The sequence below is a fragment of the Phytobacter sp. genome (assembly GCF_059074235.1).
Window position 1 is genome coordinate 902,453 of record NZ_JCACPZ010000004.1, and the last position, 18,467, is coordinate 920,919.

Here is an 18,467-nt window from a genome sequence, read left to right on the forward strand (position 1 = left end):
TTTACCTCGCATAGACGCGTTGAAAACGACGTCCCAACAGTGCACCCAGCCCCATCAAAAGCAGTGACATTGCCAGATACCCCACCGTTCCAATGGCATACGCCTCAAACGTGCGGAACGTCTGGTTTTCAATATCACGCGTGACATAGGTCAGCTCTGTCACACCAATCACCATCGCCAGACTGGTGTTTTTAAACAGCAGTACCGTGTGGTTGATCAATGATGGCAGTGCATTGCGTATCCCCTGCGGCAGGATGACCGAACGCATTGCCCGCATATAACCCATGCCGAGTGCACGGGCAGCTTCATTCTGCCCTTCCGGAATGGCACGCAGACCACTACGGATGTCTTCAGAGAAATAGGCCGCCTGGCATAAACCGAGGGCAAACATGGAGAAGAGAAACTCAGCGTTAAAATCGTTGATCCACATCTGCACCGACTCCGGTAACAGTGTGGGAATCGCGAAGTACCACATCATCAGCTGAATGAGCGTAGGTACATTGCGATGATACGAGACGTAGGCTGCCACCAGCCGCACGGCAATACGTTTTTCCGACAAGCGAACCACCAGCAATACCAGAGCGATGAACATTGCCAGCAGCCAGGCGCCCAACGCCAGCTCCAGGGTGATGGTCGCGCCACGCACGATCATCTCGCCTGAACTGCCGGTTAATACAGTACTAAAATCGAGCGCCATAATGAGCCTCCAGTCAAACCTGTCAGACCGCGCTTTCGTCAGGTCGCATGGTGGAAAGTCCCCCCGGTACCTGCAAGGTAGGCAGGATCTCAATATTGCTGATATTCACAGCAACAGGGGCGCTGAGTGCGAAGGCCACGCAATCGGCAATGTCTTTCGCCTGGGGTAGCTCAAACCCTTCAATAAACTGCTTGTGTGCATTTTCATGATCGCCAGAGACGTTGCCGAAAATATCCGTGGCCACACGGCCAGGGCAGATTTCGGTAATCCGGACGCGCTTGCCGTAGCAATCCACGCGCAGCTGCCGTGACAGCGCATGCACCCCCGCTTTGGTGGCGTGGTAAATAGAGTTACCGTTGAAGTTATAAATAGCGGCAATCGAGGTGATGTTAATGACATGACCACGATCGCGAGCCATCATCCCCGGTACCAACAGGCGGCAAAGATGCAAAACGGCGCGCAGGTTAACGTCCACCTGTGTATCAATGGCTTCTTCATCTGCACTTAAAATCGAACCTGGGCGGGAAACACCTGCATTGTTCACCAGAATGTCGACCTGCAAATCACCGCATAAACGGGTCAGTGCATCGAGGTCAGCGACATCAAGCGCATGGGGAATACAGCCCGTACGCTCCGCCAGTGCAGCCAGTTGTTCGCGGCGGCGGGCGACAGCATGAACCGTGATCCCTTCCTGGCATAGCCGCTCAACAATGGCTTCTCCCATCCCGGCTGATGCGCCAGTAACCAGGGCGATTTTGTAATCTGAAAATGGCATATTGCCTCTCCTGTCAGGACGTCGGCTATCTGCGCCGCGTCATATCTGTTACGTATTTTTGACTCTATTCAGTTACGTCTTGTCGGTATAAGACATAAATGGTTTGAGGCGATAAGGGTGACTTATAACCCTGGCCTTACGGGGTTATCGCATTGAATTTTCGCAATTTCTCGCTCAAAGCCCACTGCATCACCATGATCGATTCCAAACGATATGAAGATGCCAGAGACAGGGCTACGCACCGGGAAATAGACAACGCCCACCTTCACGAGCGCCAGTACATCTCCGTGCTTAACGGGCTGACCGGGAGCGATAAAATTCTCAGCGAGCATGGGGTGGCGCAACATGGCCAGACCCGGCGCGGGCGAATAAACAGCAGTGAAAATGGTTGCCTCTTCAGGAGGCGGCATGAAGGGTGATCGCGGCAAGGTGGTCATACGCACTGACCAGTCTTTACCGCTCAGCGCGAGATGTGAAATCGTGGTGGCACGCAGGCTCTGCGCCAGCTGTTCTAATTCCTGGAGAGTCACAGTGTTGTCTTTCCTGTCCGCTAACGTCATCGGTGAATGTCTTTCTTCACTGTATCCCGGCGGCTCTCCTGATCCGTAAGAGGGTTTCGCTTTGCGGTGATAAGGCAGACTTATTAGCTCACCAGCGTCAGCGGGCGGTTATCCGGTGTACGACTTGCCATCAGGGAGAGCAGGATGGCTTTGACGGCTTCGGCGGGTTCAGAAAGCGGCAGGTGGTCGGAGATACAGAATGACAATGAAGCATGCACGTCCGGCTCAACGATTTTCGCCATCCAGGATTCTGAGGCTTTGAGCATGGCTCGCGCCGCTGACTCTGGCATGATAGTGCAACCCATACCGGCTGAGAGTGCAGCATTGAGGGTGGTTTGTGATTCAATTTCACAGGCTACTTTGTAGGTCAGCCCCGCTTTCACGAAGGCATCGTCCACCACTTTGCGCATGATGTTATAAATGCGTGGCAGGAAGAGGTCGTAACGCGCCACCCCGGCGAGGGCGATTTCTTTAACCGGCTTGTCGAGGCTATTCGGACAGACAAAGCAGAGGTGCTCTTTCATCAGGGGAATAAAGCGCAGGCCGTGAATATTACGATTGTCGTAAATCACCGCCATGTCCATTCGCCCGTTCATGATGAGTTCACTCAAGGTGGTACCAAAGTTCTCATTGAAATAGAGTGTGATGCCCGGATGCAGGCGCTGCACTTCTTTCATCAATGGGATGGCAAGCTGCTGCGCGGCCGTGCCGGGTGCCAGCCCTACAGAAACATCACCACAGAGTTCCATGCCGGAACGGTCAATGGCGCTCTGCGCTTGTGCACACTGGCGCATAATTGCCTGAGCATGGGTATACAAAATGTTACCTGCGGTCGTCGGCGTCACGCCACGCTTGGTGCGGATGAGGAGCTGCTGATTCACCTCCCCTTCGAGGGTCGCCAGTTGCTGGCTCAGCGCAGGCTGCGCAATATGCAAAATATCCGCCGCCTGGGTCAGGCTACCCACATCGACAATTTTAATGAAATATTTCAGACGACGCAGATTCATGGCTTCTCTCCAGTGGTGGCTTTCTCATCAATAAAGCAATGGGTGTGCCAGTTCTGGTCGCCGCTCTGTTTATCTATCCACACACGCTACTTATGGCGTTATTGCAATGCCAGGCAGCATGGTACGCACAACTCCGCGCCCCGCCGTGGTTTTAACGCACCGCCAGAGTGCAATATTGCCGTTTCTTGCCTCACGCTGGCTCCTGTTCGTCACCCAGTCATTGCTTTGTATTATGTCCCCACAACAAAGCAGTATTAGCTCCCCGCCTGGCCTGTTCCCTATCCTTTTCTGGCAGAACCCACACCCGCCGAGCCTTAGCGCGGCACCCGCTGAATCTACTGGAACCCCTGTGATATGCCTCAAATAGCCGATCGATTGAAAAACATAGCCATCTCAGCCTCCGTGGCGATGACGCAAAAGGCGCGCGACCTTGCCGCACAAGGAATTGATGTTGTGGGACTCTCAACGGGTGAGCCAGATTTCCCGACGCCACCGCACGCAATCGAAGCGGCCTATGCTGCGGCACTTGCCGGTGATACCCGTTATCCGCCCACCGATGGCACGCCAGCGTTACGCGCAGCCATCCAGCGCAAATTCAAACGCGATAACGGGCTGGATTACGCGGTCAGCCAAATCATCACTGCGGGCGGTGCTCGGCAGATAATCTTTAACGCCATGATGGCAACGCTGAATCCAGGAGATGAAGTGATCATCCCCACCCCGTCATGGATCAGCTACGCCGATATCGTCCGCTTTGCCGGAGCAGTGCCGGTGCCTGTAGCCTGTAAAGAAGAGCATGGGTTTAAGCCACTGCCCGCTGATATTGCCAACGTCATTACCGATAAAACCAAATGGCTGCTGCTCAATTACCCGAGCAACCCGACCGGTTCCGTTGCCAGCCGCGAGGAGTTACAAGGTATCGCTGATGTGATGCTGGCGCATCCCAACATCTGGATCCTGACCGATGATATTTACGAACACCTGATTTACGACGACTGTGTGTTTCTGACGCTCGCCCAGGTTGAACCACGTTTGTATGACCGAGTGCTAACGGTGAATGGCGTATCAAAAGCCTATTCCATGACCGGCTGGCGATTGGGTTTTTGCGGCGGGCCAGAGCCGCTGATTAAGGCGATGAGCAATGTGAACACCCAGAACGCCGGGGGAATCACTACCCTGACGCAAGCTGCCGCGATTGCCGTACTGGATGGCCCGCAGGATTTGCTACAGGAGCGTGCGGCAATTTATAAAATGCGCCGGGATTTTGTGCTGAGCAAACTCGCCGCCATTCCGGGACTGAGCTGCCATAAACCACAGGGAGCGTTTTATCTCTTTGTGAATATCGCGGCCTTTATTGGCAAAACCAGCGCCGGTGGACGCGTCCTGGCATGCGATGCCGATTTTGTGATGGCGCTGATTGAGGAACAGCACGTGGTTTCTGTACCAGGTGCAGCTTACGGTATGAGCCCCTATATTCGTCTCTCTTACGCGACCAGTATGGAGCGTTTACAGACGGGGTGTGAGCGGCTGGCCGCATTTTGTGAAGGCTGTCGCTGAGGCCATATTGCCGGGGAACAATCTGCTGAGTCGGCGGGTTGTTCCGTTCACACCAGGGTCATTTCTTGCGGAGCGCTTCTCCGCCGAATAATGCGTTTTTCGAAGCGCTTTAAAATTGAAGGTTTTGAATTACCGAAATAGTTAACTTTCAAGTGCAGCAAGGATTGCGACTTCCATTTTCTCCGGGGTGGTAAACGGAGCAAAACGCTTGCGCGGTTTCCCGTCACGTCCGATCAGGAACTTAGTGAAGTTCCACTTAATCCGCCCACCCAGTACGCCGGGCAATTCGGTTTTCAGATAACGAAACAGCGGGTGCGCGGCAGTTCCGTTGACCTCGACTTTCTCGAACATCGGAAAGCTCACACCGTAATTAATGTGACAGGTTTTCGCGATATCGTCGGCGCTGCCAGGCTCCTGTTTACCAAACTGGTTACAGGGGAAACCAAGCACCACCAAACCCTGGGCAGCATATTTCTTATAGAGCGCTTCAAGGCCTGCGTATTGTGGCGTGAAGCCACAATGGCTGGCGGTATTAACGACCAAAACCACCTTCCCTGCGTAGTCAGCCATAGAGATAAGCTGTCCGCCCAGACTGGTGGCTGTAAGTTGATGAAAGGTGGTCATATAGGAATCCTCAAAGCAGACCCCGTTCAACGCCGATATTGCCACGCAGCGCATTGCCGCCGGGACACAGGTCAGGGGGGGTGGGAGTTGATCCGGTTCCTGAGTACATGGCAGGTCTGGAATCGTGTGCAAGATATCTTTGCAAAGTCGAACGAAAAGAACAACAGCAGGTGATTTTTAGCCCGGTGGTTAACCGACCGGGCACATTAACGTATCAGTCTGGATAGCACATCTGTTCCGGCTGGCGCTGCATGATAACTTCGCCGTGACGAAGAGATGTCAGCACTTTGGCCTGCCGACGCACCGCCTCATAATCATTTTCTGCATCCAGGATCAGCAGGTTTGCCGGACGCCCTTCGGCAATACCGTAGTTATCGCCCAGGCACATCGCCCTGGCGCTGTTATCAGTAATAAAATCAAGACAGCGCTGCAAATCTTCATATCCCAGCATATGGCAGATATGCAGTCCGGCATCAAGGATACGCATGATGTTGCCGTTGCCCAGCGGATACCACGGGTCCTGAATAGAGTCCTGGGCAAAGCAGACGTTGATTCCAGCGCGATCCAGCTCTGCGACTCGCGTCACGCCGCGGCGTTTCGGCCAGGTGTCGAAGCGCCCCTGCAGGTGAATGCTTTCGGTCGGGCAAGAGATAAAGTTGATACCCGACGCTTTTAGCAGACGGAACAGCTTTGAGCAGTAGGCGTTATCGTAAGAACCCATGGCACAGGTATGGCTGGCGGTCACCTGTGCGCCCATACCGCGTACCCTGGCCTCTTCCGCAAGCACTTCAAGAAAGCGCGACTGCGGGTCATCGATTTCATCGCAGTGTACATCCACCAGGCAGCCGTGGCGCTGGGCCAGATCCATCAAAAACATTACTGAGCTAACACCCTTGTCACGAGTATTTTCGTAGTGCGGAATCCCCCCCACTACGTCGGCCCCCATCTCTATGGCACGGGTCATCAGCTCGCGTCCACCGGGGAAGGATTCAATGCCCTCCTGAGGAAAAGCCACGATTTGCAGGTCGATAAGATGGGCGGCCTCTTTTTTCACCATCAGCATGGCTTCGAGCGCCGTCAGGGAGGGATCAGTAACATCAATATGGGTGCGCACATGCTGCACGCCATTATCACGCAGCATACTAATGGTTTTCAGCGCACGCTGGCGCGTATCTTCAACCGTGACGCTCGCTTTTCGCTGGCTCCAGCGGGCGATGCCTTCAAACAGTGTGCCGCTCATATTCCACTCCGGCTCGCCAGCCGTGAGGGTTGCATCGAGGTGGATATGCGGCTCAACGAACGGCGGGATAACCAGCTTTTGCTGTGCATCGATATCGCAGGCGTCAACTGTCTGCACTGCGGCTTGTGGCACAATGCTTTTAATCAAACCATCTTGTAGATCAAGGGTATAGAGCGCTTCTTTATGGCGCAGGCGCGCATTGATAATTTTCATGGTTGTTCCCGTAAATGGTTTTGTGACATTCGCCAGATCGCTAAGGCGACCGAGGCGTTGAGATGAAATTGTGGATGACTGACCGGATAGCTGGTCAGCTTTTCGATACGCTGGATACGCTGATGCAGCGTGTTGCGGTGGATACCCAACCGCTCGGCGGCCCTGACCACGTTACCGCTCTCCTGAAGCAGCGTTTCCAGCGTCTCCATTAGCAGCCACGGGCTTTTGCGATCGGGCTCAATCAGGCAGCCAAGGATGTCATGCATAAAGTCGTTCAGTAGCGCAGGGTCGCTGACGGCAGAGAGCAGTTTGATAAAGCCCAACTGCTGGTAGTCACTGATGCGCTGCGCCGGGCGAAGAGTATCGCTAAGATCCAGAGCCTGGCGCGCCTGCGACAGCGCACGCTGATATCCCTGCAACTGCTGTACTGGCGCGGAAAGGCCGCACAGCAGCGACAGCCCATCGTTGCCTTCTGCCAGCATCAGTAGCCATTGCTCTAACTCCTTTTTCTGCTGATAAAACTCACCTTCCTCATCCGGGAGCAGGAAAAGAAACATATTGCTGCGCTCAACCAGAGGAAAAGGATTGCCCTGCTGATTGAGCTGCTGTTGCAATCGCTGGCGCACGGTACGGCGGGCCTGCTGTAACCAGGCTTCTGCCTGCTCAGGTGGAAACTGGCGAAACAGGCGCTGGATCCCCTCAAGGCGCAGTGCCGCTACTCTCAGTGGACGAGTAAAATCCAACTGCTGATGGAGCGCACGTTGATGCAGGATTTGCAGGTCAGGATAATCACCGGTTAAGAGCTGCATCAAAATATCGCGCTGTGACTGCAAGGCCGTCTCACTGCGTACCAGTGCGGTGCCGATGCGTTCGGTCACTATCACCATTTTCAACAGATAGGGCTGTTCGATCAGCGGAATACCGAGCTCGTCGGCAAGGGCTAACAGGCGTGGTGGGATCGCCTGAATGTATTTATCACCGGTCAGGATCACCATCCCGGCGATCCCGCGTTGCTTGCCTTCCATCAGCAAATGGATCAGGTTGTCCTCATCGCGGGGATGATTAATTCCGGTGATGAACACCAGTTCCCCGCCCATAACCCATTCGGCGATATTTTCATTTTCCGCAACGTAGTACCAGCGCACCGCCAGTTGCACTCCCTGTTTGCCCGCGCGCAGACGCATGGCGGAGAGCCCATCAAGCGCAAGGATTTCGCTGACCGTCAGACTCATGACTACTGCTCCGCGACCGAATCAGCAGCGGGCTGACGTTTGCTCAGTCGCGTCAGGGCGATATAGACCAGCGCGGAAACCGTAATACCCACCAGCGGCGCGATCCACGGTGACAGATAAGCCACCACTGCGCCCACGGCGTAGGCACCCAGCCCCAGCCAGTTAAAGCGCGGTAAGCGGGTGGTATGCAGCAGGGGATAGCGGCCGCCGCGATAAAACCAATAGTCGGCGAGGATAACGCCACCAATGGGTGGAATGATGCTACCCAGCAGGACCAGGAAAGGGATGAGCATTTCATACATACCGCCAATGGCCAGCAGAATGCCGACGCCCGCAGCGACCACGGTCAGAGTACGACGGCGCTCGCTTCGCAGCAGATGGCAGGCGGCTGCTGAGACGTTATAAATTGTCGGCCCCTGAATGGTCAGCAGGTTGAGGCACAACATCACCACCGCAGCGACGGACAGCCCCTGCAAAATCAGCACTTCCACGATATCGGCCTGCTGATAGACGATAGAGCACCAGGCCCCGGCAACAATCATCAGCCCGTTGCCAACGAGGAAGCTGCTCATGCTGGCGACGATGGCGGTACGACTGGAGTTGGCCAGCCGGGTCCAGTTAGTCGCCTGGGTCGCGCCGCTGGCGAAGGTGCCGAACACCATGGTGATGGCTGCCGACCAGGTCATGGTTTCGCCCGGTTCGATTTTGGTCATCGCTTGCCAGCCACCGGCGTGATGAGCGGCAAGGTACATAGAGACCACCAGCAGAATAAACATCAGCGGTACCGACACGCGCGAGAGTGCATCCAGTCCCTTGTAGCCCACCAGCGCGGTGACGCAGAACAGGATACCGAACAGAACCATCAGCGGAATGGTCATCGCCTCGGGCAGGGCAAGGATTTTAACCAGTGAGATGGCGACCGTTGCGGTCCCCCAGGCGTACCAGCCCAGTTCGGCGAAGCCGAGAATAAAATCAGCGAGCTTACTGCCGATTTCACCGAAGCAAAAACGCCCCATCAGTACGGTATTCAGCCCGCTGCGAGCGGCAATCCAGCCGAGCGACGCGGCGTACAGTGCCAGCAGAGCGTTACCGATAACCGCTATCCACAGCAGGTTCACAATCGAAAAAGAGACGCCTAGCTTGCCGCCCGCGAACATCGTACCGGTAAAAAAGGTGAAGCTGAACAGAACCATGGAAATCGAGAAGACGCCCTTGCGCCCGGAGGCAGGCGCTTCAATAAGCGGAAAATCATTGCTGTTTGACATTGTGGAACCTCTGAGTGGCTATCCGAATAGCGATACCAGAGGGATAGCAAGAGATATGCCAAAAATAACGAGGCAGAGGCAACATAACGAAGTGGTCACCATGCACATAAAAAGACACTTATCTGGCGGTAATCATCAGCTTAGTGTGCATGGTGCAAACTTTCGCACCATGATGGAGCAGTTGCTCATACGCCGCTTCATGTAAACATTCTCAATAAAACGGGTCAGCTGTATGTAAGGAAAATGGCCGCTTGTACGATCGGCCATCATCGGTAATTCGGCTTACTCTCTCTTTAAGCCGCCACTCAGCCATCCGTTGAGCGTGTTATTTTTTCCCATTGTTCTATTTCCTTACCTAAGGCCGCGAGCTTTTGCCGCACCAGACTTAATGCATCACTGCCTAACAACAAATGCACGGGTGGGGTCTGGCTCTCAATTATGGCCAGCATGGCCTGCGCAGCCTTAACAGGATCGCCGGATTGCTTACCGCTTTTTTCCTGACGAGCCTGCCGAATGGGATCGAATAAAGCGTCATAGTCCGGGATGCTGCGAGCACTGCGTACCATGGAGCGTCCGGCCCAGTCGGTGCGAAATGAGCCTGGTGCCACTGCGGTCACGTGTACGTTGAACGGGGCAAGCTCTTTGCTTAACGTTTCGGATATTCCTTCCAGTGCAAATTTGCTGCCGCAGTAATAACTGATGCCAGGCAGAGTAATGAAACTGCCCATTGAGGTGATATTTATAATATGACCATGACGGCGCTGGCGCATGCCCGGTAGCACAGCTTTGATCATCGCCACGGCACCAAACACATTCACATCAAACTGGCGACGTAACTCGGTGAGCGAGGACTCTTCCATTATGCCTTCATGGCCGTAACCGGCATTATTCACCAGCACCTCCACCGGACCGACGGTAGACTCAATCTCCGCCACCACCTCATCTATACGCTCAAAGTGAGTGACATCAAGCAGACGGCCAAAAGCCGCTTGCGGATCGAGCGCCTCGAAAGCCTGCTTTGCTTCGTGGTTACGCACGGTTCCGATGACCCGATGACCTGCGGCAAGGGCTTCCTGCGCCAGCGCACGACCAAAGCCGCTGCTGACACCAGTGATTAAAATCGTTTTTACAGATGTCATAAAAGAACTCCCATGAACAATGAAGGTTGCATGGTATTCTCTGCCCTGCCGTATTTTTAGGCCTTATCTTCTCTTTTTATTGCCTGATTTTATGAGGTGCTGTAATGCCCATGATGATGTCATTACTGAAAGCGCTTGCGGTGCAGGAGGGCTACAACCTCACTGCGTTGCCGGATGTGCGAATTTTGCGTTCCGATCGGCCGCTTGCCAGAACGCCGGTACTTTACGATCCCGGGATCGTGATTGTCTGCCAGGGCAGCAAACGCGGCTATTTCGGCCAACAGACCTATTTATATGATGAACAGCACTACCTGGCCGTTTCGGTACCGGTGCCATTTGTGATGGAGACAGATGCGTCGGCAGAGCATCCGTTGTTGGCGATTTACATGCACCTGGATTTTCAGCTTGCCGCTGAATTGATATTGCAGATCGAACAGCATGACACCCTGCATCCTCCCGCTGCGCCGCAAAGCATGATGTCGAGCCCGATGGACAACGCAGTAAAAACGGCTGTTCTGCGCTTACTTGAAGTCCTGAATAATCCGATTGAGGCGGCGATCCTTGGCCCTGCGCGAGTACGGGAGCTCTATTTCCGCGTACTGACAGGTGCACAGGGCAAGGCCATGCGCGCTGCCCTTACCTTGCAGGGGCAGTTTGGCAAAATAGGCAGAGTGCTGCAGCGCATTCACGCAACCTATGCGGAGCCGTTAACGCTGACACAACTGGCGATGGAATCCGGAATGAGTGTGCCGACGTTTCATAGCCATTTCAAAGCGATAACCCGGATGCCGCCGATGCAGTATGTGAAATCGGTACGCCTGCATCAGGCGAGGATGTTGATGGTGCGTCAGCAAGTCACCGCCGCCGCCGCGAGCTACGCCGTCGGCTATGAAAGTCCGTCACAATTCAATCGCGAGTTCAAACGCCTGTTTGGACTACCACCGGCAGAGGAGATAAAACGCATGCAGCGTAACTTCGCCGTTCCGCCAGCGCAGCAAGCGTCGGTCTTTGTTTCATCACACTAATGCACATTTGGAACTGCTGAATAACCCGTGATGCGTGTTATGACCGCAGCGCCGGAGATAAAGCCGACGTTTGCGGTCATGACCTTTACCTCACGTGATAAAAAGTCATTACGCATGCACTGTTCAGCGCGTCTGACTGAGAATAATTCGGTCGAATACCCTGTCACCCAACCAGACGCGCATGCGGATGAGCATCTTTGCAAACTTACCGGCGGCATACCGTGTACTAGGGTTACTGTCTTTAACTGCACGGGAGACAACGTCAGCAATCAGATCGGGAGAGCTGCCAGTGCCTTGCCCGTAAGTTTTTTTTATCGACATGGCCACCATCTTCACCAGGCGACCATATGGCCCACTGGCCGAACGTTTGGTAATGCTGTCACTGGCGGCATCGCCGAAGCCCGTCTCGATGACTCCCGGTTCGATGATAACGACCTTAATACCGAATTCAGCGACTTCGAGCCTGAGACAGTCAGACCAACCTTCAAGCGCGTGTTTCGTTGCGTGGTACCAGGCACCCAGAATGCTGTACATCTTTCCGCCCATGGAGGTGATATTGACAATATGCCCGGAGCCTTTGGCCCTCATCGCCGGGAGTAACAACTGCGTGAGCCGCGCCGCCCCGAACAGGTTGACCTCAAACTGATAACGCGCTTCATCAATACCGATCTCTTCTACAGGACCATACAGACCAAAACCGGCGTTGTTGACCAGCACATCAACACCGCCAGTTTGGGACAGAATAGTGTTTATGCCGGCGACAATCTCATCATCTTTAGAAATGTCCATCCGTAATGGCTGCGCACCAAGTCTGGCAAGGTCAGCCATGTTTTCGACTTTACGCGCAGCGACGTAAACCTGATAACCATCCTGAATCAGACGACGGGCAATGGCCTTGCCCATCCCGGACGACGCGCCGGTGACCAGCGCGGTTTTGTTTTGCGGAGTAAACATAGGCACCTCGTGTAATGAACTGCAACCAGTGTGCCTTAACCGCTGCTCGAAACATCTTGCATTACGCGCCATCTTCCCTGCCATCTACGCCATCCGTTCTGAACAGAGTGGCTGACTTCAGGGCTGCATATAATTTGTCCTCATTCCGATGAGATTTACGTGCGCCCATTTCATTCGGACTGGGTTCCCAGTGTGATCAACTGGTCAGAAGACAAGGTAACAACCCCTTTAGAGTCAGGAACCGTCTGCGTCAGCGCCCGGGCAACAGCCAGCGCCCTTACTGGCTTGTAAGCGCCAGGAAGAAGGGGAGATAACAGCCTGGCTATCGGTATGGAAATAATCTCCCCCAGTCGAACTGGCTGCCCAAGCCCGGAACGGTAATCAAGCAACAAAGAGGGACGTGCAATGACCAGAGTGGTTAAGGGGAGTGTTCTGAGCGCATCTTCCAGCTCTCCCTTCACTCGGGTGTAAAACATGGCGGATTTCGCATTTGCGGCTCCAGCACTGACCAGTCCTATACGGTTGACTCCTGCCCTTATTGCTGCCTGTGCAACGGCCAGGTTAGCGTCAAAATCCACTGCCCTGAAAGCCTCTTTACTGCCGGCGACTTTTATTGTTGTCCCCAGAGCAAGGTAGGCTTCATCCGCATGAGGAAGCGCTGGCAGTGATGTAAAGTCAACCAGGTGGACCTGCAATTTTGAATGGCTGACTCTCAATGGCTTACGGCTCAGGGCGTGGACGCAGGACACTCCCGGGTCATTCAGCAGGCACTGAAGTAATTGCCCACCGACCAGGCCTGTCGCTCCCGCAAGTAATACAACGCGATTCTTTTCTGGGTTGGTCATGATTTTCTCTTTTAATTAGGACGCATGGCTTCCCTGACCGTTTCAGGAGTCTGGCCTGTCCAGGTCATAAAAGCACGGTAGAATGAATTCGGGTCTTCAAAACCAAGCAGGAATGCGATTTCGTAGCCGGGCAGGCTGGTATTGCGCAGATAGTGGCGAGCCAGATTTTCACGGCTGGTATTAATGAGGGTGCGAAAACTTTCTCCCTCATCCTCAAGTCTGCGCTGTAAGTGTGCGCTTACTCATACCCAGGCGCTCTGCGGTTTTCTCGATAGTCGCTTCGTTCCCCGGCAGCAGTTCCAGGAGTACCGCACGCACGCGTTCAGCGGTTAAAGCCGTTTCATCCAATTGACTGAGACGCCGCCGCAGCTCAGGCTCAAACACCTGCCACATGCCTTCATTCACCGTCAAAAATGGTCGCAATGCATCAGTGGAGGAAAAGCTTATAGCCGGATTTTCACCATACGAGATAGCGGTACCGAAGAATCGGGTAAAGTGGTTGGCCGGTGCTCCGACGGGGGGCTGTGGCAGTTGGACTTTTAATGCCCTGACAGGTTCGCGTGTTGCCAGTCGAACAAGCCGCAACAAGAAGGCCAGTTCTGCTACCTGTAGAGAAAGGGGAATGTCGGTGGCAGAAAGCCAGCGCGGTGATACCGTCAGAATGCCCTTATCATCAACGGTCGTCTCCAGCACCATTGGGGCAATGAGCTGCTTGTATCTGGCCAGCCGCTGGACTGCCTGCATCATATTAGTGCTACACAACGCGGCGAAAAGCGGCGGATCAAACACTTCAGCAGAAACCTTTTCGACAAGGTCCAATGGAAAAGTAGGATTATTTATTCCTGCTTCCATTGCGAGCCACAAACGCGTGTATTCATCGGTATCAAGGCCACGTTCAGTGCCCGAAAACGTATCGTCCGGTAAGCGCGCCTTGCGCAGTATATCTTCCGGTCTAAGCCCGACGTCTTTGAGCAACGTTCTCCAGCCGATATTGAGAGAGAAAGTGCGATTACGTGCCATTTTCAGATTCCTGAAGAGGATATTCTACAGAGAGCAGCTGACATCATATTCCTTCAAATCAGAATTCTACATGCTCATTGCGCCATAATGATGGCAAACCACGCCATTTTTTTAACTGCCTGTTAAGACATACTCTCTGAAAATGTCAGCGTCTTGCACGCAGGCAACGCGTGTTGCAGGTCAAACAATACGTATAGGGTAATGGCCACATTCACCATCGCGGTCATGACCAGATGGGTTAAAAAGGAACAGATAAAATATCATCGCAAAATAAATGCTTAACGGAAGGGATACATACTCAACACTCTGTTTTTTCAATACGCATTTATTCATTAACGTTCATTTTTTACAGAAGGCGTAATGAATAACGGATTATTACCCTGGTGCAACGCCAGACATACTGACCTAAGCCGGAGACTGCTAATAATACTTTCCAGCCAGGTAAAAAGTAGAAATAGTCCCGGTTAAATTATCGGGAGAATGATTTCACCCTGATATTCACCGCTCTCACGAAACGCTAACTTATACATATTTGATATCGCTACAATACGTAACAAATCATTAATATCGTTAAACTATCCTTGTTTTTGCCATTCTATGACCATGAGGGTCCGCCCTAACGTGAGGGCTCAAATCCGTGTCAAAAAAGTCATGATGTCGTCTCTATGCTCAAGACCCCGCCCTCCGTGCCGACAGCAAATAATCATTGATGCCAACCAAATAATCACCGAGATAAACATAAACCTGGTGATTATTAGAAAGGAATTAAAATAATAAATTTCAATTAGATGCAGATAGCATACCTCTTTACCTATCATAAATTGATCATTTATTTTGATGTATAAATCATGTCTATGTTAGCAATTTTGATTGATTATCTTCAGAAGTGATCGAGGCGTTCAATACACAAAAATCAATAGACAAAACCAATTGATTTTTTATTGGTGATAAATTTCACCGATCAATATCATAAAGTTTAGCTTATGCATGCCGATAAAAATCAACAGCATCATAAATGGGTGCCATTGAATTTAATTTAGGGATTGTCACTTGGCAGAGCAAGAGGCCGATAAAAAGCTTATCGCCCCCGCAGTGCCAGTGAAGCAGGATAAATACCTGCTCATTCAAACGAATAGGTTGATGGAGATAACATGAATATTACACGCAGGCTTTTTCTGGCATTTTCACTTCTTTCATTAGCACTCATTATTTTGTTAGCGGCTTCAATTATGGTAATCAACGGGTTTCAGGAACGGTTTCGTAACGTCCAGGCAGACACGCTACCTTCGATTACGCAACTTGGACAAATGGAAGCACTAAGTAATGAGCTTACAATCTGGATGTATAGACATCAAAGCCAGACCGATGTGAGTAAATTACCGCCTATCGAAGGGGCGATCCAAAATAAAATCAGCGATTTGAAAACTCTTACCCAAAATTATTTGAGCAGCCAGATCTCTAATGAGCAGGATCGTGAAATTACACTGCATGCTATGGATAACATCCGCCAATTTGAAGAAAAGCTTCCTGCATTTCTGGACGCCTCAAGGTCTCATAATGATGATTTATCCCTGGGGCTTCTTCAAGGTTCAGAGGGTGTGGGTGCAGTAACTCGAACATTAATTAATGATTTCCATAAACAGGTGCAGCTGAATGTTGAAATAGGCAACACTCTTCGTGAGAAAAATCGGCAGATTTACGGTGCCACAATATTATGGATGCCATTAGTGGCCGGCTTCAGCATTCTTGTTTTGGGACTACTGGCTGTCACTACAACCCTCACTATACGCAGAAAACTTAACAACATGATGGAGGTTATGAATAGTGCGAGTGAGGATCTTGATCTGACGGTCAAGGCTGATGACAGTCAACTGGATGAAGTGGGTCTTACAGCAAAAGCATTCAATGAACTCATAAAACGTGTACACGATGCACTTCTTTCTGTCAGTTCCGCATCCCATTCAGTGAGTTCAGCAGCGTCTCAGATAGCGGCGGGTAACGAAGACCTTTCGTCAAGGACGGAAGAACAGGCCGCATCGTTAGAACAAACAGCCTCCAGCATGGCTCAACTGAGCGAAACAGTAAGAATGACGGCTGAAAACACCCACACGGCAAATCAGTTAACGGAAAATGTACGTCAGCTCTCCGATCTCAGCTCAACAAGAGTACGCACAATGCTTGAGACGATGACATCTATGCGAAGCAGTTCATCAAAAATTACAGACATCATTAGTCTGATTGAGGGCATTGCTTTCCAGACAAATATTCTGGCATTGAATGCTGCTGTTGAAGCAGCCAGGGCTGGCGAACAGGGTCGAGGATTTGCAGTCGTGGCGGGGGAAGTCCGTAACCTTGCCCAGAGGTCATCAACCTCAGCGCGTGAAATCAAAGAGCTAATTGAAGAGTCTTTATCTCTCATTGAAGCAGGCGCACTTCAGGCGGAAGAAGTGGGGGATAATATGACCAGAATGAATGAGGCAATTCTTCAGGTCACTCATTTATCGAGTGAAGTCGCAACGGCAACAACAGAGCAGACTCTTGGGATTGACCAGGTTCATCAGGCAGTGTCGCAAATGGATGATGTCACACAACAAAACGCAGCACTGGTTGAGCAAGCATCAGCAGCGTCACAATCGCTCATGGAACAGGCGACAACCCTTAGAAAATTAGTCAGCGGTTTTATGCTTATGCGTTCCGCCAACCAGGGGAATTATGAGCAAAAAACAGCGCTGAAGGTCGCAACAGTGATGCCTGAGAAATCCAAAAGGGATGAAAAACCGACCCGAGTAGCTGCAGCTTCTGACTGGGAAAACTTTTAAAGGATAAATCACGCGTCGCACTTCGAGGCGGAGTGCGACGCATGTAAAACGATAAGGATGAAAGACATGCCAAGACACCAGGAGTATCTGCAGCGGTACCAGAATGTGGTGAGCGAATTTGAAAGTTTGAGTGTCTTACTTAAACAACTGTCATCGTGCGATTACCATGATTTTTCTATTTATATTAATAATTTAAATCATCTAAAGGACCGACAATCTGTCATCACAAGAAACTGTTGTGAGCAAGGTTTTTGGGAATGGCTGAAAGCTAAGGATGCAGATTTAAGTTGTAATATTATCGCGACGGGGTTGGCGTATCGGATGGTAGATAATTTACTCGTAAATCTACTTACTAATCTGAAATCATTAAAAAACAGTAGTGCAGGCACCTGAGTCATATCAGAAACAATAAATTAGCCATCTGTGTGCCATCAACGGATGGTTACAAAACAGGAACTGGCGACTCGACACGATTACGTGTTTGTACGTTTGATGCTGTCACGGCTGAAATTCAGCACAACCAATGAAAACATAAGTTCCCTGCGCACACTGTCGGCGATTAAAGCCAAATGAAGTTCAGCCGACAGTATGTGCGTCTGTCGGCAATCGTCCCCATCCTCTTTTATTCCCGTCTTTTGACCAAAGACCGACTATCAAGGAACAGGTGGCGTTTCTCAGAAGAGGAGACCCACATCGAATCTCCTGAGAAAGGTTAAATCTATTGCGCTAACACCTCTGCCGCTGGCGCGACCATCGCACCACAAGCTTCAATCTCACTGCGTACAATCTTCGCCAGCCCATAAGACCCCGGCGTATCGCTATGAATCAAAATTGAACGCGCACGCACCGGCAGATGATGCCCTTCTATTGTGGTCACCGTCCCCTCCTGTAAGAACTGGCGGACTCGCCCGCGTACCGCGCCCTCTTCTTTAATGACCGCACCCGGTTTACCCCGCGGTACCAGACGCCCGGCAGCATCGCAGGCCCGGTCCGCCAGAAAAAGCGTCAGACTCGGCAATCTTGCCTGTTTTGCCGCACGTTCAATGATCGTATCGGCCTGACAAAAAATAATCAGGCCCGAATCAAGGCGATAAATCGCCTGCATCACTTGCTGCGCCAGCGCTTCGTCACGGTTAATCATATTGCCCATTGCCGCATGAAAACTGACGTGGGATACCGTCACCCCTTCGTTACGAGCAATGGCCTGCAATGCGCCAATCTGATACACCACCTGCTGGCAGATATCTTCTGCGCTAAATGCCATTTCCCGACGACCAAAACCCTGTTTGTCTGGCAGCCCTGGATGAGCCCCGATACCTACCCCGCGCATTTTTGCCAGTTGCACCATTTGGGTCATGATCGCCGGGTCGCCCGCATGAAATCCACAGGCAATATTTGCCGATGACACCACCTGCATCAGCGCTTCATCATCGCATACGCGCCAGGCACCAAAACCTTCGCCCATGTCGGCGTTCACATCTATTTTCATCATTTG

At 52.0% G+C, this 18,467-nt stretch carries 15 protein-coding genes and 1 pseudogene; 3 read left to right on the top strand and 13 right to left on the bottom strand.

Annotated features, from left to right (window positions below; all coding sequences use genetic code 11):
• Position 1: 1 nt before the first annotated feature.
• The 4 genes from AC5JPW_RS08330 to nac form a co-directional block, all read right to left on the bottom strand.
• Complete coding sequence (locus AC5JPW_RS08330) at positions 2–697, bottom strand: amino acid ABC transporter permease (RefSeq protein ID WP_494239496.1); 696 nt, start codon at positions 695–697, stop codon at positions 2–4.
• Between the two features lie 22 nt (positions 698–719).
• Positions 720–1,472, bottom strand: a complete 753-nt coding sequence (locus AC5JPW_RS08335; protein WP_494239497.1) for an SDR family oxidoreductase — start codon at positions 1,470–1,472, stop codon at positions 720–722.
• 122 nt (positions 1,473–1,594) lie between these two features.
• A complete protein-coding gene (locus AC5JPW_RS08340) occupies positions 1,595–2,002 on the bottom strand; it encodes a biotin/lipoyl-containing protein (RefSeq protein WP_494239499.1) in 408 nt (135 codons plus the stop codon).
• 113 nt (positions 2,003–2,115) lie between these two features.
• Positions 2,116–3,039 carry a nitrogen assimilation transcriptional regulator NAC gene (nac, locus tag AC5JPW_RS08345; RefSeq protein ID WP_494239501.1) on the bottom strand — a complete coding sequence of 308 codons (924 nt, stop codon included), beginning with the start codon at positions 3,037–3,039 and terminating at the stop codon, positions 2,116–2,118.
• Positions 3,040–3,393: 354 nt separating this feature from the next.
• Between nac and AC5JPW_RS08350 the strand changes: the two genes are divergently transcribed.
• Positions 3,394–4,596: a pyridoxal phosphate-dependent aminotransferase gene (locus AC5JPW_RS08350; protein ID WP_494239503.1), complete on the top strand. Its 1,203-nt coding sequence runs from the start codon at positions 3,394–3,396 to the stop codon at positions 4,594–4,596.
• Between the two features lie 141 nt (positions 4,597–4,737).
• Here AC5JPW_RS08350 and AC5JPW_RS08355 read toward each other — a convergent pair whose 3' ends face one another.
• From AC5JPW_RS08355 to AC5JPW_RS08375, 5 genes are all read right to left on the bottom strand, one after another.
• A complete protein-coding gene (locus AC5JPW_RS08355; protein WP_494239505.1) occupies positions 4,738–5,220 on the bottom strand; it encodes a glutathione peroxidase in 483 nt (160 codons plus the stop codon).
• A gap of 214 nt (positions 5,221–5,434) precedes the next feature.
• Positions 5,435–6,673 carry a cytosine deaminase gene (codA, locus tag AC5JPW_RS08360; RefSeq protein ID WP_494239507.1) on the bottom strand — a complete coding sequence of 413 codons (1,239 nt, stop codon included), beginning with the start codon at positions 6,671–6,673 and terminating at the stop codon, positions 5,435–5,437.
• The gene (locus tag AC5JPW_RS08365) at positions 6,670–7,905 is read right to left on the bottom strand and encodes a PucR family transcriptional regulator (protein WP_494239509.1); all 1,236 of its coding nucleotides are present in this window, start codon (positions 7,903–7,905) and stop codon (positions 6,670–6,672) included. Before AC5JPW_RS08365 ends, codA begins: the two co-directional genes overlap by 4 nt.
• 2 nt (positions 7,906–7,907) lie before the next feature.
• The gene (gene codB, locus AC5JPW_RS08370; protein WP_494239511.1) at positions 7,908–9,170 is read right to left on the bottom strand and encodes a cytosine permease; all 1,263 of its coding nucleotides are present in this window, start codon (positions 9,168–9,170) and stop codon (positions 7,908–7,910) included.
• A 305-nt stretch (positions 9,171–9,475) separates the two neighbouring features.
• On the bottom strand, positions 9,476–10,309 hold the full coding sequence (locus AC5JPW_RS08375; protein WP_494239513.1) for an oxidoreductase: 834 nt from the start codon (positions 10,307–10,309) through the stop codon (positions 9,476–9,478).
• Positions 10,310–10,413: 104 nt separating this feature from the next.
• Between AC5JPW_RS08375 and AC5JPW_RS08380 the strand changes: the two genes are divergently transcribed.
• Positions 10,414–11,334, top strand: a complete 921-nt coding sequence (locus AC5JPW_RS08380; RefSeq protein ID WP_494239515.1) for an AraC family transcriptional regulator — start codon at positions 10,414–10,416, stop codon at positions 11,332–11,334.
• A gap of 123 nt (positions 11,335–11,457) precedes the next feature.
• Here AC5JPW_RS08380 and AC5JPW_RS08385 read toward each other — a convergent pair whose 3' ends face one another.
• From AC5JPW_RS08385 to AC5JPW_RS08395, 3 genes and pseudogenes are all read right to left on the bottom strand, one after another.
• Entirely contained in the window at positions 11,458–12,288 is an 831-nt protein-coding gene (locus AC5JPW_RS08385) for an oxidoreductase (protein WP_494239517.1), read from the bottom strand.
• 170 nt (positions 12,289–12,458) lie between these two features.
• Positions 12,459–13,133 (bottom strand): NAD(P)H-binding protein, encoded by a 675-nt coding sequence (locus tag AC5JPW_RS08390; RefSeq protein WP_494239519.1) that lies wholly within the window; start codon positions 13,131–13,133, stop codon positions 12,459–12,461.
• Positions 13,134–13,144: 11 nt separating this feature from the next.
• A pseudogene (locus tag AC5JPW_RS08395) lies at positions 13,145–14,153 on the bottom strand (AraC family transcriptional regulator).
• 1,151 nt (positions 14,154–15,304) lie between these two features.
• On the opposite strand from AC5JPW_RS08395, the gene AC5JPW_RS08400 reads away from it, so the two are divergent.
• The gene (locus tag AC5JPW_RS08400) at positions 15,305–16,972 is read left to right on the top strand and encodes a methyl-accepting chemotaxis protein (protein ID WP_494239520.1); all 1,668 of its coding nucleotides are present in this window, start codon (positions 15,305–15,307) and stop codon (positions 16,970–16,972) included.
• Positions 16,973–17,690: 718 nt separating this feature from the next.
• On the opposite strand, the gene AC5JPW_RS08405 is transcribed toward AC5JPW_RS08400, so the two are convergent.
• Positions 17,691–18,461, bottom strand: coding sequence for a 5-oxoprolinase subunit PxpA (locus AC5JPW_RS08405; protein ID WP_494241173.1), 771 nt, complete (start codon positions 18,459–18,461; stop codon positions 17,691–17,693).
• Positions 18,462–18,467 lie beyond the last annotated feature (6 nt).

Excerpts from the sequence above, each read along its gene's own strand:
- AC5JPW_RS08330 (WP_494239496.1), bottom strand. The coding sequence starts at position 697 with ATGGCGCTCGATTTTAGTACTGTATTAACCGGCAGTTCAGGCGAGATG.
- AC5JPW_RS08335 (WP_494239497.1), bottom strand. The coding sequence starts at position 1,472 with ATGCCATTTTCAGATTACAAAATCGCCCTGGTTACTGGCGCATCAGCC.
- nac (WP_494239501.1), bottom strand. The coding sequence starts at position 3,039 with ATGAATCTGCGTCGTCTGAAATATTTCATTAAAATTGTCGATGTGGGT.
- AC5JPW_RS08350 (WP_494239503.1), top strand. The coding sequence starts at position 3,394 with ATGCCTCAAATAGCCGATCGATTGAAAAACATAGCCATCTCAGCCTCC.
- AC5JPW_RS08355 (WP_494239505.1), bottom strand. The coding sequence starts at position 5,220 with ATGACCACCTTTCATCAACTTACAGCCACCAGTCTGGGCGGACAGCTT.
- codA (WP_494239507.1), bottom strand. The coding sequence starts at position 6,673 with ATGAAAATTATCAATGCGCGCCTGCGCCATAAAGAAGCGCTCTATACC.
- AC5JPW_RS08365 (WP_494239509.1), bottom strand. The coding sequence starts at position 7,905 with ATGAGTCTGACGGTCAGCGAAATCCTTGCGCTTGATGGGCTCTCCGCC.
- codB (WP_494239511.1), bottom strand. The coding sequence starts at position 9,170 with ATGTCAAACAGCAATGATTTTCCGCTTATTGAAGCGCCTGCCTCCGGG.
- AC5JPW_RS08375 (WP_494239513.1), bottom strand. The coding sequence starts at position 10,309 with ATGACATCTGTAAAAACGATTTTAATCACTGGTGTCAGCAGCGGCTTT.
- AC5JPW_RS08380 (WP_494239515.1), top strand. The coding sequence starts at position 10,414 with ATGCCCATGATGATGTCATTACTGAAAGCGCTTGCGGTGCAGGAGGGC.
- AC5JPW_RS08385 (WP_494239517.1), bottom strand. The coding sequence starts at position 12,288 with ATGTTTACTCCGCAAAACAAAACCGCGCTGGTCACCGGCGCGTCGTCC.
- AC5JPW_RS08390 (WP_494239519.1), bottom strand. The coding sequence starts at position 13,133 with ATGACCAACCCAGAAAAGAATCGCGTTGTATTACTTGCGGGAGCGACA.
- AC5JPW_RS08400 (WP_494239520.1), top strand. The coding sequence starts at position 15,305 with ATGAATATTACACGCAGGCTTTTTCTGGCATTTTCACTTCTTTCATTA.
- AC5JPW_RS08405 (WP_494241173.1), bottom strand. The coding sequence starts at position 18,461 with ATGAAAATAGATGTGAACGCCGACATGGGCGAAGGTTTTGGTGCCTGG.